This is a genomic window from Streptomyces sp. NPDC088252 (assembly GCF_044740965.1).
Taxonomy (GTDB): domain Bacteria; phylum Actinomycetota; class Actinomycetes; order Streptomycetales; family Streptomycetaceae; genus Streptomyces.
The window spans coordinates 1-13,845 of record NZ_JBIURS010000008.1; the positions used below are offsets into that span (position 1 = coordinate 1).

Below are 13,845 nucleotides of genomic sequence, written 5' to 3' on the forward strand. Positions count from 1 at the left end.
CCGCAGCCGGGCCAACTCGGCCTCGGTGTCCTGCGACGCGCCTGCGGCGACTGGACGACCGTCGGCATCACGCACCCAGGTCCGCAGCGTCTCGGCGTTGACGTTCAGATCAGCCGCGACGTCCTTGAACGTCCGCCTGCCGGCCGAAGCCCGCCACAACGCGATCGCGTCGGACCGGAACTCCGCACTGTACTTCGAGGGCCGTGCCACGTAGATCTACACCTTCCAGGATCAGCAAGATCCATTGTCAGGCGTGTCCACACCACAGGGGTCACCTCATGGTGACCTTCTTTGCGTTCCACGCCCGGCAGATACCGGCGAGGGTCAGGCCCGTCTCCGGGTCGGCGGCACGGGCGAGCACCGCGTTTGCCGCATCGCGGATGAGCTCCGCTTCACGTGGGTCGATCTGCGGGGCCGCGGGGACCTCCCCCTTCGCATGCGGACGGACCTTCTGGTACCCGAAGGCGCGAGGGCCACCGTGGTTGACGCCAGCCGCGCGGAGGTCTTCCTTCTTGTCGCGCATGCGCTCCTTGGCGCGCTCCACTTCGTGGGTGGCCACGGCTGCCAGCATGCGCGCCACCATCCGGCCGGAGGCGGACGTAAGGTCAAGTGCACCGGTCTCGACCGGGTAGACCATCGCGTGCGTCTTCTCGACGACATCGATGAGTGGTTCAAGGTCGCGACTCTGCCGGTACAGGCGGTCGGTGTGCAGGCACAGCACAGCGTTTGCCGCTCCGGAGACGAGCATGTTCACGGCCTCGTCGTACGCGGGCCGGTCGGCCCGTTGACCATTCTTACCCATGGCGGTGCGGTCGTCGTCGACCTTCACGGCCACGGGCTCGCACTCTGCTCACATACTCCCAGTCCTCGAATCCGAGGTCGCCCCACTACAGCGACCAGACCGAGTTGTATTCCGGTGAGCGGTGGGTGACGTCCCGATTCTGCGAGAAGGACATCCTGCGCTCACCCGTGCTGCGGGTGGTACGGGCGCACGAACGCAGGTAGTCCGGTACGGTGCGTCCGGCCCCTGTCCTCCACCGAGGCGGCCCGGGGCCGGGCGCGGGCCGCCGCGGAGCAGGCGCCCGGTGCGGGGACGAGGCGGCAGGACACGGTTCGCTCAAGCGCCGTCGGCGCGGGTACGGATGGCGAGCAGCGCGGCCAGGAGACAGGGCCCGAGCAGCAGTCCGAAGGCGGCGCCGTAGCCGGCGGAATCGGTCGTGCCGGCGCCCAGACAGGCGTTGAACAGGCCGGAGGACACGCCCAGAACCGTGATCTGGCCCAGGTTCTGGTTGGTCTGCATCGCACCGCTCGCAGAGCCCTGCCGACCGGTCGGCGCGTGGGAGAGCGACAGCAAGGTGAGGGCGGGCGCGAGCAGACCCATGCCCACGGCCGCGACGACCATGGACGACGCGGCGACGAACGGGGGCAGCGCGGGCAGCGTGCCCACGACGGCGACCACGACCGCTGCCGCCAGCACCACCGCACCGATCACGACCAGACGGTGGCGGGGACAGCGCTCCAGCAGGCGGCCCTGCACCCAGGAAGAGCCGGCCCAGGCCACGGCGGCCCCCGTGAAGAGCAGACCGACCGACACGGGAGACACGCCCCGGTCGGTGACGAGCAGCAGTGGCACCAGCGCCTCCAGCGTGAAGAAGACCCCCGAACTCATGCCGCGCAGCAGCACCGTCGCGAGCGGCCGCGCGCGGCACGCCAGGTGTCCGGCGGCAGCAGCCGGGGGGCGAACACCACCATCAGCGCGAGCCCGCCGACGGCGAACAGCAGATGGCGCATGCTCCAGCCCGAGACGCCGTACTGCCCCGACGCCGCGCCCAGGCTCACCGCCGTCGCGACCATCAGTGCGGGACGCGGCGGCTTCTCTCCCGACGGCACGGGCGCTGCCGACCAGGAACGGCTTCGCAGCACGGCCACCACGGCCAGTCTCGGCAGCACGGTAAGGGCGGCGAGCCCGTAGAAGACCATGCGCCAGGACCACCACTCGGCCACCAGTCCCGCCAGCGGTGGGCCGACCAGTGACGGAATGATCCAACAGGTGCTCATCAGGGCCAGCACGCGCGGGCGCAGGCGGTCGGGGTAGGCCTGCCCGACGGCCGTGTTGATCGACACGGCGACCATTCCGCCCGCCAGCCCGTCCAGGAAGCGCCCGGCCGCCAGTTGCCAGATCGATGTGCTGGCGGCCGAGACGAGCAGGGTGACCACCGCGAGCGCCGTGCCCGCCGCCAACGGGCGTTGCACCCCGGCACGGTCCGCCCAATGACCGCCCAGTACCCCGCCCAGCAGGCTCGCGGCCACGAAGCACCCCGCCACCAGCGGGAAGAGGGACACGCGCGGCCATCGGCAGGGTCGGCACCACGGCCAGCGCGGCGAACCCGGTCAGGAACATCACCGCGGCGAAACTGGCGGTGGCGGCGGCGTACGTGCCGGAGAACAGTCCCTCACCGGAAACGGACCGCACCAACGGGCGATCGGTCGTCGCCGACCGTCCGGATGCGGACGCGGGCGGTTGCGTGGGGGTCGCGGGCGAACCGCTCGATGGGTGCTCAGAGGCATCGGTCACGAGCGCACAACATAAGTGGATCACACGAGCGCGTGCCACCGGATTCCGAGCCGCCGCGTTGCTGACCGCACGTCAGAACTGCGCGGACGCGGTTCGGGACGTGTCCGCGCCCTGAACGGAGAACCAGGGGACCGCGCCACTCGGGATGCCGAGGCTGCCGAGGGGGCGGTCCGGATGCGCGACCAGGGTGGTCAGGGTGTCGGCCCACAGGGCGACGAACAGATCCAGGCGGGACTGTCGCACCAGGTGCCGTGGTGCCGCGGCGCGCAGTCGGTGGCGTCCCTCGGCGCCGCTGGACGAGCAGTGGACGGCGTCCGCGGCCAGGCAGGTCCACGACCCGAGGAGCCAGCCGTCGGGCACCGCGGGCCGACCCGTGCGGTCGAACACGAACGCCGGGCGGGGCGGCGCGGGGCCGCCGAGGGGCCGGCGGTGGGCCGACGTCTCGGCCGCCGTGACGGACGGGCCGATGTCCAGCGAGTCCGCGACGAGACGTGGCCGCGGCCGGGCCGCGGTGGTGCCCGCTCCCGCGTCGTCGTGGTCGATCAGCACCGCGAGGTCGGCACGCGGGCCCATGTCCGGGGCACGGAGCAGGACATGGAGGGCAAGGTGGGCTGCCGCGGCGGGTGAGCGCATGAGCTCATGCGTGCGGAGACCGGACGGGAGGCGGTGCACTGCCGACACCGTGGGCACGGGTGGTGGTATGCGGGGAAGCAGGACGTTGCCGCCGTCCGGCCCGGCCGAGGACACGGGCGGGGTGTGTCGAGTTCGGTGTCGTGGGCCGCCCGGCAGTCTTCGCGCGATGTCCGCCAGCAGGTGGGTGATCGCCGCCGGACCGACCGCGTCGACACCGCCCACGATGCGCAGTTCCGGGCCGTCCCAGGAGACGCTGAGCTCGGCCCGCAGGCCGCCCGCCGCCAGACCCCAGTCCCCGGAGGCGGTCCGCTGCCACTGCGCCGTTGCCGGACCCGCGGGCGCGGGTGGGGTGTGCGCGGCGGCCAGGGCCTCGCGGACGGCGTCGCGCAGGTCGGCGGGGCTCGCGGCGGGTATCTGTACCCGGACCTCGGAGGAACGGGGGTTTCCCGGAGGTGTACCGGTGCCGGTCATGGGCGGTGCTCCTGGGTGCGGGGCGGTCGTCCCGGCGGCACCGGAAGGTTCGTCGGCGGCCGGACGGTGAGGTCGCTGCCGTGGCCCACCGGGTCCCCGACGTGGATCGGGCCGCCATGGACGACTTCGGCGCGCAGCCCGCCCCGGTGCAGGAGACCACGGACCAGGCCGGGACGGGTCAGCTGTTCGAGACGGGCACAGGGTTCACTCAGCCGAAGCCCGCGAAGCGTCACCCCGCCGACCCGGAATTCCTTACCCACCAGCGGATTGAGCCGTATGCCCCGGCACACGACGTTGCGCCTGCACTGCGCGGAGGACAGCTCGATGCCGGTTGCCCGGGCCAGGGCCTCCAGGGCTTCGAGCTCGATCAGGGTGACGTCGCAGACGCCGGAGGCACGGCCGACACCGCGACGCCCGGGTCGCGGCCCGTCCCCCGCCCAGTAGTTGCGGTCGCCCTCCAGGCCGCGTCCCGCGACGGCGCGGGCCCGCGCGACGGAGTAGGTGGGTGCACCGGCGACGGCGGCCAGATGCACGGAGACGACCCGTCCGTACTCCACGATCCGACCTCCCTCGGTCGACCCCGCCGCGCTACGAGCCATGCTTCCCCACACTCGTGGCCTGCGGGTCGAGGAAGTTGTCGTGGATGGCCCGAAGCGAGCGGAAGCGGTCCACATCCAGTTCCTGCAGAGGGAGTTCGCGGCCGACGAGGTCTTCCAGCAGCAGGACGAACTCCATGAAACCGAGGGAGTCGATGAGCCGGTTCTCGATCAGGTCGAGATCGGCCGGGATCTCCCCGGTCTCCGGGTTCCTGGCCAGCAGCCATGCGGTCACCGGCTTGAGTGCTTCTTCCATGGCCCACCTTCCGTGGATGTGACGTGGGTTCGGCCGACCGCCTCATGGGGACGGCGGAATCGTTCGACGAGGACGGCGGCCGGGTGCTGCCCGGCGACCCGGGCACAGGACCGGCCGCAGTACATGGCCATCTCCTCGATCCGGCCCACCGTCTCCGCCACCGGGACCGCCGCGCTGTACCGGGGAACGGGCCAACGGCCGCCCCCCGCTCCGGTCGTCGCGATGAAGGTCGCCGGGTGTCGGGGCGCCTTCCCCGTAAGGGAGTTCCGTAGTACGCGGTGCGGCCGGGTGGGCCAGCCGATGTCGAAGCGCGTGGTGACCACGGTGTCGTCCGCCGACGCGTCGACCACGCGCTGTTTGTAGTACGGGTGGGCGGCGGACTCCACCGCGGGAACGAAGAGGGTTCCGGCCATGGCCCCGTCGGCGCCCTGCCCCAGGACCCGTGTCAGGTCGGAACCGGTCGCGATGCCGCCCGCCACCGCCAGCACGGCGTCGGGGTGCCGGGCGCGCGTCTCATGCAGCAGGCGCGCCGCGGGCAGCTCGCCGAGAAGGTGCCCGCCCGCCTCGGTGCCCTGGAGGACGAGGACACCCGCACCCAGCCGGAGGGCCGCGTCCGCGTCGTGGAGCGTACCGACCTGGATCACCAGGGCGCGGCCCGCACGTACGACGTCGTGGGCGGCGTCGGTGTCCGGCAGGCCGAAGCTGGTCACGAAGGCGTTCCGCGGCAGTTCGTCCAGGGCGGCGCGGAGCTGGGCCCGGCAGTCGGCCGGGCCCGTCACCTCGGGGATGACGTTCACGCCGAAGGGGCGGGAGGTCGAGGCGACGACGGCACGCACCAGTTCCCGTACCCGTTGCGGAGGTTCCTTGTAGAGCGCCAGGGCTCCCCCGGCCCCTGCCCCGGAGACCGCGGCGCACAGGTCGGGCCCCGCGATGCCTCCCATACCCGCCTGGAGCAGCGGCAGGTCGAGGCCGAGGGCGGACGAGAGCCGGTTCACTCCTCCTCGCCGGCCTTGCGGACAGCCGCGGTCGCGGCGCGGAGGTCGCCCTCGAAGTGTTCGTTCAGCACGTGCACCCAGCGTTCCAGCCCGAACGCTACGCAGCCGGTGAACGCGGGCTTGTCCGCGTGGCTGATGGAGCGGCGTTCTCCGAAGAAGTTGCGGTGGTTGTTCATCGAGGCCACGGCGGTGCCGTCGGTGTACAGGTACTCGTCCTTGACCGGCGCGAGCAGTTGCATGACGGTGCGCGCGCCGCCCTTCTCGAAGAAGGGATCGGTCGCCGGCTGCCGGGAGAGGGAGAGGCCGAGAGCGGCGGCGAAGGCGGCCAGCCGCGCATGGTGGTGTTCGAGGTGGTCGCGAACCTGCTCGGCGGATCCGATGCAGATGATCTCCCGCATGGTGAAGCCCCACAGCCTGCGCAGTCCGTCGTGGTGGTCTTCGTGGCGGAAGCACTGTGCGGCCGTGCTCACACGCAGCGGGCCTTCCGTCGCGGTTCCGGAGAAGTGCAGAAAGCAGCCGTAGCAGGCGGCGGAGGGCAGCAGGTGGCCCGCGTCGGCGAGGTCGCGCGCGGGCACGGGGCCGTCGGCGGTCCCCCGGCTGTGGGCGTCGAGGCGGTCGGGCCGGATACGGGAGACAGGGCTGCCCAGGTGCGGGAAGTTGCGGAAGTAGTCGAGGGTGCGCAGATCGTCGGCGCCGAGCAGCGGCGGGAAGGTCATCCGCACGGCTCCCGCGCGCGTTCCCCAGTCGGTGAATACGTCGTCCAAGGCGCGCAGCAGTACGGTCGCCGGCTCCCCGAAGGAGGCGAGTCCGTCGCGTACGGTCCAGTGGCCGGTGCGAGCCGCGGCGTCAGTTCCCGGCATCGAGCACTCCGATCCGGGAGAGGAAGTCGGTGGTCTTGTGCAGCACCCGGGCGTGTGCGGCCTGCCGGGCGGGGTGCGCGAGCAGCCGCTTCCGGAGCGCGTAGCCGTCCGCGATCCCCGCGTCGCGGTACACGGCGGGGTTGTAGAACGACTCCATGCTCGTGGTGATGTAGCGGCCGACGTAACTGCCGGTCTCGCGCCGGGTCCGTTCGTCGATGCCGCTCGCCACGAGCCGGTCCCACAGCAACTGCACCAGCCGTCGTCCGAAGGCGATGTGGCGGGATTCGTCCTGGTGGTGGAGGCCGTTGAGGTGGCGGATGGTCGGGTGCAGCCGTTCGTCGGCCGCGATCCGGACGTTGTAGTGGTCGACTATCTGCTCGAATACCAGGATGCGGACGAAGACCAGGAAGTTCTCGATCGCCGCGTCCTGCGGGGTTTCGGGCAGCCTCAGCTTCTTGTCGGGGTAGATCTTGTCGGCGTACTTGAGGCAGAACGTGGCGAAGAACCACATGTGGTCGTTCTCCTCGCCGACGAAATGGTGGAAGAACTCCGAGGGCGTCTCGAAGCCGGGTGTGTGGATCCGTCGCATGACCTCGATGAGCAGTTCCCTGATGCCGTGCACGTTCAGGCTGTAGAAGTGGACGCTCTCCCAGCGGCTCAGGGCGTGCAGTTGCCGCGCGGTCAGGGCCTCCATCGTCTCGGTGCCGTGGACCGTCAGCAGTTCCGGGGACATCCAGAAGCCGTCGGTGGGAATCGACTCGGGCCAGTCGAATGTGGTGTACGGGTTGTAGTAGTCCGCCGTCGCCTTGTCGGAGAGCCGTTCCAGCAGCGCACGGAACTCGGCGGTGCCGTCGGGGGCGGGCGGGCGCGCTGCGGGTTCCTGTCGGGTCAGGCCCTCCATCGGATGCCCTCCAGCAGCGCTTTGTGCAGCTCCGGGGTGGAAGCGGCCACGCAGGAACGCTGGTTGCCGACGCTCAGGTCGGTGAGCGCGGTGTCGCCGAGCGGTTCGCCGTAGCCGTCGGTGATGACGGCGCCGGCCTTCTCGGCGAGGAGGACGGCCGCCGCGATGTCGTAGGGGAACAGGTGGAGCACACGTCCGTTGCCGACCCGCTCGAACTCGGGGAGGAGGCCGGGGTCGTCACGCAGCAGCCGGTTGCCGATGTCGACGTAGGCGTCGAGCTGGCCGGTGAGCAGCCGGGAGATGGAGTACGTGGCACTGTTGAAGACGAACACGCCCCCGGTGTTCGCGGAGCGGTCGATGAGGTGGCCGTAGGCATCGGTCATCAACCCTGCGGGATGGCCGTTGAATTCGAGGGACCAGAACATCCGGGAGAGGTCGGTCGTCGTGGTCAGGGACGGTACGGGGTGGTCGTAGCCGTGGGCACTCACCCCGTCCGCGCCGCGCTCCCCGTAGAGGTAGGCCCCCGTCCTCATCTCCATCAGCAGCGCGTGTTCCACGTCCGCGATGCGCGGGCGCTCGGACATCCGGGCGACGGCCACGGAAACGGTGGCCGATTCGAGTCCGGCGACGGCGGGCCTGGTGCCGTCGATGGGGTCGACGACGAGCAGGTACTCGGGCGCACTGCCGTGGAACTGCAGTCCCCGGTCCTCGGAGTAGACGGCGACCGGCACGCCTCCGTCGACGACGTGCTTCCAGACGGCGGCCTCCGCCACGTCGTCGAGGCCGAACTGCGCGTCGCCACCGGGTGAATGTCCTCGTACCAGCCGGCTGTCGAGCCGGTTCTGCGCGGCCAGTACCTCGTCGCGCACCGATGAGGCGAGCCGTACGACGTAGTCCTTCATGCCGCCTCCGTGGCGAAGAGTGCGTCCAGCCGGTCGCAGAGCAGGTCGGCTTCGGCCCGGGTGATGACGAGCGGCGGCCGAATCTTGATGACGTTGCCGCGACCGTAGCGGGAGGTCCGCAGGATCAGGCCGTGTTCCATCCCGCGCCGGGCCAGGGCTTGGGCACGGTCGCTGTGGGGACGTCCGTCCTCGTCGCCGATCTCGATGCCGATCATCAGTCCGAGCCCGCGCACGTCCACGATGGACGGATGAACCGCGGCGAGCCCCCGCAGCCGGTCCATGATGTGGGCGCCCACCTCTCGTACGTTCTCCAGGAAGCCGGGGCGGCCGATGACGTCGAGGGTCGTCGCGGCGGCGGCAGCCGCCAGGATGTTGCCGCCGTAGGTGAACGAGTGGTGGTCGCTGCTGAGTCCGGACATCCGCTCGTCGGCGATGATGGCGGCGACCTGGGCGCCGGAGCCGCCCAGTCCCTTGCCGGTGGTCAGGATGTCGGGGCGCACCCCGTAGTGCTCGGCGGCGAACATCCGGCCGACGCGGCCGATGCCCGTCTGTATCTCGTCGAAGATCAGCGCGATGCCCCGCTCGTCGCAGAGGGTGCGCAGCGCGGCGAGGTATCCCTCGGGCGGCACGATGTTGCCGCCGCTGCCCGAGACGGGTTCCACGACGATGCAGGCGACGCTGCCCGAACTGGCGTGGTCGAGGAAGTCGTTGATCCGCTCGACACAGAGCAGCCCGCAGGTGTCGGGGGTCTGCCGGTAGAAACAGCGCAGGCAGTAGGGGTCCGGGACCTGCAGCACACCCGGCATCAGATGCGGGAAGGGCGCCTTGCGAAAGGATTCGCCCGACATGGTGGTCGTCATCATCGTCTGGCCGTGATGGCTGCGGAAGAGGGTCATGACATCGCGCCGCCCGGTACTGATCTGGGCCATCTTGACCGCGCCCTCGTTGGCGGTGGACCCGCCCGAGACCTTGAGGTGCACCTTGGTGAGGTTGTCGGGAGTGACCTCGACCAGACGTCGCACCAGGTCGTTGACCGGCTTGGTCTGGAATGTCGACGTCGCGTGCACCAGCCGTTCGATCTGGTCGCGCATCGCCTTGATCACTTCGGGATGGCTGTAGCCGAGGCTGAGATTGAAGGTGCCGGACGCGCAGTCGATGTACTGGTTCCCGTCCGCGTCGTACAGATGGATCCCTTCTCCGTGATCCATCAGATAGTCGCTGACCGGGTAATAGATCAGCTCTTGGGCGTGCGTCAAGTCGACCATGTGTCTCCTGATGCTCACGACGTGGCATTTCGACGTGCCCGGCAAGTCGCCTTCGACGGGGCCGTTCCGCTCGGAACGGCCACCGCCCGTCATGACTTCCCATGGGGACCGGGAAATCCCGGTGCTGGAATCTCAGATGTCCAGCACGAAGGTGAACGCGGCGTCCCAGCCGTCCTCGGTCCGATGGACATCCATCAGACACTCCGGCCGGAAATACTTGTCCAGATGATTGCGCCGTTCGTCCGGGAAGTACAGCATCGTGGTCAGCACCTCGCCGCCCGGCGGCTGCACCTTGACGTGCACGTGGCGCGTACGGCCCGGGTACACGGCGGGCAGCACCGTCTCCAGTCTCCAGTTCCCGTCACTGTCGGCGAACAGGTGACCCCGAAGTCGGAACCCCTCCTCGTCGTAGACGCCCTCGTCCCCGACCTGCCAGAAGTCGAGGAGTGCGCCGCCGATGGGCTTGCCCTCGGGGGTGACGATGCCGCCGTGGAGCAGGAGTGGCGTACCACCCTCCACGTCGCCCCTGAAGTCGGGCTTGTGCGGGGTGTCGGGCTTGTAGAAGGGCCCCTCCTTCTGCTCGGGAGTGGGCGGGGTTCCGTTGCACCTGACCGTCGGTGTCGGCGTCAGGTTCCCGTCGGATCCTCCCGAAATCCCTTCCCCGGAAGTGGACTGCAGGACGCTTTCCGGCCTCGTGTTCTCCACTGCGAAATTCTCCCTTGTTCAAGGATCTTTCGACTCACGGCAGCTTAACGGCCCAACTTTCCACTGACCAGAACGAATCAGCCTGTTGGGGAATGGATATTGGCCAAGAACATCAAAGGATTCATTTCACGATCTTCGCATTCTCACCGAACGAATTACCCAGGCATATGGGAAAGGCATTTTCGCCCCTGCGAAAGTCGCGATGTGACTGGAGACAGAAAGCGATTCGGGAGAGGCGTGTGAGAAGCCTGTGGACGGCGTCCGGTGCCGCGCACGGGGTGTTCCCTATCCGGTGTTTCCGTGTGCGGGTGTTCCGCATTCCCGCGGCGGCCGCGTGTTCCACGCACCGCGTACAAGCACCGTCTCCGAGCCGCGTGTTTCGCGCTCCGTGTTCCGGGTCCTGTGTTCCGAGCCCGGCGCTCCGGGCCCGGAACCGTGGAACTCAGCCGGTACGGTCCGACGCCGGTCCCTGTTCGTGCGCCAGGTGGCGGAGCAGCACCGTCCGTGCTCCGGCGAAGCATGCGGCGTCGGGCGGCGCGGTGAGAATGTCCGCGAGGGTGAACAGGTCCAGGGTCCGGCTGAGTTCACGCCAGTCGCGCGGCAGGGGACCACCGGCGTCGCGGTAGCCGGACACGAATCCGTCCACGAAGGAGGGCGGATACAGATGGGCGAAACGCAGCATGTTGCCGACGTCGTAGAGGGGCGAGCCGCTGAACGCCTGCTCCCAGTCCAGCACGGCCGCCACGTCCCATCGGCCGCCCTGCCACGAGACCAGCAGGTTCTTGGGGTTGAAATCGCAGTGGACCAGCCGGCTGTGCCCGCTCACGTCCGCGACCCGGTGACCGGTCCTCGCGGCGAGCCCGCGCAACGCGTCGGTCTCGTCGGGCGTCAAGGCGTTGCCGTTGCCTGTGGCCAGGCAACGCTCGACGAAACCGGGCAGGTCGGCGGCCTCCCCATCGCCCTCGGCCGGCACGAGGCCGACATCGTGGAAGGGGCCCGGCCGGGGAAGCCGGACCGCTGCGATGCCTGCGAGGACCGCGCCCACCGCGACGCCGAGCCCGGCCGCCTCGGCCGCGGTCGGTTTCCCGGCGAGCACCTGGCCGAGGGAGACACCGTGGACGAAGCGGTAGACCAGCGTGGGCCTGCCCGTGGCGTCCCCGTGCGGATCGGACGCGACCACGTCGACCACCGGGACCGTCGGCGCCGCCCGTTCCAGTACGGCCGTCTCCACGGCACAGGTGTTGCGGCGCATCCGCGTCCTGCTGGAGCGGTATCGGCGCAGGACGTACCGCTCCCCCTGGCGCGTCGTCACCAGACGCATGTCGTTGGTGAATCCGCCCGCCAGCGGGCTCACCGCCGAGAGATCGAGGCCGGGCAGCGCTCGTTCCACCAGCCACGCACGGGTCCGGGCGTCGAGGCCGTCGTGATCACCGGTCGTCATGCCGACCAGCCTTCCCGTTCGTGGCCCCGCTCACGCGGTCCCTGCCTCCAACGGCGGGACTTCCGTGCCCCGGCCCTCCGGTAGGGTCACGCGGTCGTGTCACGGGCCCCGCGCCGCGCTTCCTCGGCGGCCCGCTCGGCCAGTACCAGTCCTCCGGCCGGTCCGGCGAGCCGGCCGAGCGCCGCAGGGACCACGAAGTCGTCGGCGGCATGCTCCGGCAGCCCGGGATATCCGGCCAGTGTCCGGGCGAGTTCCGCCCGCAGCAGAGGGAACAGGCCGGGAAGCACGGCCATCCCGCCCCCGATCACGATGCGTTCGGGCGCGGTGGTGTAGATGATGTCGCGCAGTCCGGCGGCGAGGTAGGCGGCCTCCATCCGCAGGGCCCGTCGAAGCACGTCACCGCTCAGTTCCTCCGCCGGTCGTCCCCAGCGGGCGGCGACCGCCTCGCCGCCCGCCATGCCCTCCCAGCAGTCCGCGTGGAAGGGGCACGACCCCGGGAAGTCGTCCCCGGGAATCCGGGGAACGCTCAGATGCCCCATCTCCGTGTGGACCAGGCCGTTGATGACACGTCCGCCGATCACCGCGCCACCGCCGATGCCGGTGCCGACCGTCAGATATACGTAGGTGTCCCGGTCAAACGCGGCGCCCCAGCGTCCCTCGCCGAGCGCCGCACCGTTGACGTCGGTGTCGATGCCGACCGGCACGCCGAGCGCCGACGCGATCGTCCCCGCCACGTCCACTCCGGACCACCCGGGCTTCGGCGTCGCCGCGAGACGCCCGTACCCGGGATGCGAGCGACGCAGTTCGAGGGGGCCGAACGACGCGATGCCCACGGCGTCCAACGGCTCCTTCGCCGAGGCGTCCTCGAAGAAGGCGACCGCCCTGGCCAGCGTCGGTCCGGGCTCACCCGTGGGAAAGCGGATCTCGTCCTCGATCCGGTCGGGCGCCGATCCGACGAGACAGACGAACTTCGTCCCGCCGGACTCGATCGAGCCCAGCCTCGGCCCGTTCACGCGCCCACCGGCCAGCCGTCGGCGCCGGCCGGGCCGGTGTCGGACCGGATGACGACCTTCATGGCGTCGTACCGCCTGTCCGTGCCGCCACCGCCGACCCCGCCGAGCGTGCCGAGCGCGTCCTCGTACGCCTCCAGCGGGAACTCGTGCGTCACCAGGCGTTCCAGTCCCAGACCGCCCGCCAGGTCGACGGCCACGGGGAAGGTGTCCCCGCGGAAGTCACCGGCTCCGATCAGCCGGATCCCGCGATTGGTCAGGCGGAGGGGGCGCAGCGGCACGTCGTAGCTGTCGTCGAAGCCCATCAGGACGACCCGCCCGCCGTCGTCGATCAGACGCAGGGCGTCGTCCAGTCCGCTTCCCGTGGTGTCGAACACCACGCCGGGGCGATCGCCTCCCAAGGCCTTCACGAGGGCCTCGGCCGGATCCGTTCGGGACACGTCCACCACGTATTCGAACGCGTCGCGCGCCGCGGACAGCCGGTAGTCGTCCGTCTCGGCCACGACCACGCACCGTGCGGTCCGGGCGGCGACCTGGGCGACGAGCATCCCGATGGGGCCCGCGCCCAGGACCGCCACGGTGTCGTCGACCGTCAGACCGGCCGCCTCGACGTTGTTGAGGACGCAGGCGAGCGGCTCGATGAGTACCGCGCCGCGGAACGGCATCCCGTCCGGAACGCGTTGTACGAACCGCTCCGGCAGCACCACACCGTCGGCGTACGTCCCGTCACGGTCCACGCCGACTTCCGTCCCGGCCTTGTTGCGGCAGAAGTTCGTCGCGCCTCGCACGCACGGCGGACACCAACCGCAGTACAGCGTCGGGTTGACCACCACCCGGTCCCCGACGGCGAGCGACCGCACCCCGGCACCCACCTCCTGGACGAGGCCGACCGACTCGTGGCCGAGCACCACACCCGGCCTGGCCGGGAAGCGCCCGTGCAGGATCTTGCGGTCGGTCCCGCAGATCCCGGTGCCGACGACCTTCACCACCACGTCGTCATCGGCGCCGACACGCGGTGCCGGGCGCTCCTGAAGCTCGACGGAACCGGGGCCCAGATAGACAAGTGCGCGCACAGGTACCTCCCGATCGGTGTGCGGCAGCGAGCGCTGCCGGCGCCGTGCAAGGCGAAGCTGTGTTCGACCATCGACGTTAGCGCAGGGGTACCTGCCGAGAAACAGCGCTTCTGAGCCGTTGGGAGCCATGCCCCCGTCGCCGACGTCGGCCCGTCCGGCGCG

At 70.4% G+C, this 13,845-nt stretch carries 14 protein-coding genes and 2 pseudogenes; 1 reads left to right on the top strand and 15 read right to left on the bottom strand.

Annotated elements, in window-relative coordinates:
* The coding region (locus tag ACIOHC_RS17865) for a transposase (RefSeq protein WP_401843165.1) at positions 1–210 on the bottom strand (210 nt) is incomplete at its 3' end.
* A gap of 61 nt (positions 211–271) precedes the next feature.
* Positions 272–829 (bottom strand): recombinase family protein, encoded by a 558-nt coding sequence (locus tag ACIOHC_RS17870; protein ID WP_401843166.1) that lies wholly within the window; start codon positions 827–829, stop codon positions 272–274.
* Between the two features lie 2 nt (positions 830–831).
* Between ACIOHC_RS17870 and ACIOHC_RS17875 the strand changes: the two are divergent.
* Positions 832–1,005 (top strand): annotated as a pseudogene (locus ACIOHC_RS17875) (penicillin acylase family protein); the annotation flags it as partial.
* A 112-nt stretch (positions 1,006–1,117) separates the two neighbouring features.
* Here ACIOHC_RS17875 and ACIOHC_RS17880 read toward each other — a convergent pair.
* The 13 genes and pseudogenes from ACIOHC_RS17880 to ACIOHC_RS17940 all read right to left on the bottom strand — a co-directional run bounded on the left by ACIOHC_RS17880 (position 1,118) and on the right by ACIOHC_RS17940 (position 13,683).
* Positions 1,118–2,476: pseudogene (locus tag ACIOHC_RS17880) on the bottom strand (MFS transporter).
* A 171-nt stretch (positions 2,477–2,647) separates the two neighbouring features.
* On the bottom strand, positions 2,648–3,679 hold the full coding sequence (locus tag ACIOHC_RS17885) for a hypothetical protein (RefSeq protein WP_401843167.1): 1,032 nt from the start codon (positions 3,677–3,679) through the stop codon (positions 2,648–2,650).
* On the bottom strand, positions 3,676–4,236 hold the full coding sequence (locus tag ACIOHC_RS17890) for an MOSC domain-containing protein (protein ID WP_401843168.1): 561 nt from the start codon (positions 4,234–4,236) through the stop codon (positions 3,676–3,678). The genes ACIOHC_RS17885 and ACIOHC_RS17890 overlap by 4 nt, the downstream gene beginning before the upstream one ends.
* Before the next feature lie 31 nt (positions 4,237–4,267).
* Positions 4,268–4,531, bottom strand: a complete 264-nt coding sequence (locus ACIOHC_RS17895) for an acyl carrier protein (RefSeq protein ID WP_351073931.1) — start codon at positions 4,529–4,531, stop codon at positions 4,268–4,270.
* A complete protein-coding gene (locus ACIOHC_RS17900) occupies positions 4,507–5,526 on the bottom strand; it encodes an NAD(P)H-dependent flavin oxidoreductase (protein WP_401843170.1) in 1,020 nt (339 codons plus the stop codon). Before ACIOHC_RS17900 ends, ACIOHC_RS17895 begins: the two co-directional genes overlap by 25 nt.
* A complete protein-coding gene (locus tag ACIOHC_RS17905; RefSeq protein ID WP_351073933.1) occupies positions 5,523–6,386 on the bottom strand; it encodes an aminoacyl--tRNA ligase-related protein in 864 nt (287 codons plus the stop codon). The genes ACIOHC_RS17900 and ACIOHC_RS17905 overlap by 4 nt, the downstream gene beginning before the upstream one ends.
* The gene (locus ACIOHC_RS17910; protein ID WP_351073934.1) at positions 6,373–7,287 is read right to left on the bottom strand and encodes a diiron oxygenase; all 915 of its coding nucleotides are present in this window, start codon (positions 7,285–7,287) and stop codon (positions 6,373–6,375) included. The genes ACIOHC_RS17905 and ACIOHC_RS17910 overlap by 14 nt, the downstream gene beginning before the upstream one ends.
* Positions 7,275–8,189 (bottom strand): inositol monophosphatase family protein, encoded by a 915-nt coding sequence (locus ACIOHC_RS17915; RefSeq protein WP_351073935.1) that lies wholly within the window; start codon positions 8,187–8,189, stop codon positions 7,275–7,277. The genes ACIOHC_RS17910 and ACIOHC_RS17915 overlap by 13 nt, the downstream gene beginning before the upstream one ends.
* Positions 8,186–9,454, bottom strand: coding sequence for an aspartate aminotransferase family protein (locus tag ACIOHC_RS17920; protein WP_351073936.1), 1,269 nt, complete (start codon positions 9,452–9,454; stop codon positions 8,186–8,188). Before ACIOHC_RS17920 ends, ACIOHC_RS17915 begins: the two co-directional genes overlap by 4 nt.
* Positions 9,455–9,586: 132 nt before the next feature.
* Positions 9,587–10,159, bottom strand: a complete 573-nt coding sequence (locus tag ACIOHC_RS17925; protein ID WP_351073937.1) for a hypothetical protein — start codon at positions 10,157–10,159, stop codon at positions 9,587–9,589.
* Positions 10,160–10,601: 442 nt separating this feature from the next.
* The gene (locus tag ACIOHC_RS17930) at positions 10,602–11,600 is read right to left on the bottom strand and encodes a phosphotransferase (protein WP_365689065.1); all 999 of its coding nucleotides are present in this window, start codon (positions 11,598–11,600) and stop codon (positions 10,602–10,604) included.
* Between the two features lie 86 nt (positions 11,601–11,686).
* The gene (locus ACIOHC_RS17935) at positions 11,687–12,613 is read right to left on the bottom strand and encodes an ROK family protein (RefSeq protein ID WP_365689063.1); all 927 of its coding nucleotides are present in this window, start codon (positions 12,611–12,613) and stop codon (positions 11,687–11,689) included.
* The gene (locus tag ACIOHC_RS17940; RefSeq protein ID WP_351073940.1) at positions 12,610–13,683 is read right to left on the bottom strand and encodes an alcohol dehydrogenase catalytic domain-containing protein; all 1,074 of its coding nucleotides are present in this window, start codon (positions 13,681–13,683) and stop codon (positions 12,610–12,612) included. Before ACIOHC_RS17940 ends, ACIOHC_RS17935 begins: the two co-directional genes overlap by 4 nt.
* Between the last annotated feature and the right edge of the window lie 162 nt (positions 13,684–13,845).

Coding starts and splice junctions, on each gene's coding strand:
- ACIOHC_RS17930 (WP_365689065.1), bottom strand. CDS start 11,600: ATGACGACCGGTGATCACGACGGCCTCGACGCCCGGACCCGTGCGTGG.
- ACIOHC_RS17885 (WP_401843167.1), bottom strand. CDS start 3,679: ATGACCGGCACCGGTACACCTCCGGGAAACCCCCGTTCCTCCGAGGTC.
- ACIOHC_RS17920 (WP_351073936.1), bottom strand. CDS start 9,454: ATGGTCGACTTGACGCACGCCCAAGAGCTGATCTATTACCCGGTCAGC.
- ACIOHC_RS17915 (WP_351073935.1), bottom strand. CDS start 8,189: ATGAAGGACTACGTCGTACGGCTCGCCTCATCGGTGCGCGACGAGGTA.
- ACIOHC_RS17895 (WP_351073931.1), bottom strand. CDS start 4,531: ATGGAAGAAGCACTCAAGCCGGTGACCGCATGGCTGCTGGCCAGGAAC.
- ACIOHC_RS17910 (WP_351073934.1), bottom strand. CDS start 7,287: ATGGAGGGCCTGACCCGACAGGAACCCGCAGCGCGCCCGCCCGCCCCC.
- ACIOHC_RS17905 (WP_351073933.1), bottom strand. CDS start 6,386: ATGCCGGGAACTGACGCCGCGGCTCGCACCGGCCACTGGACCGTACGC.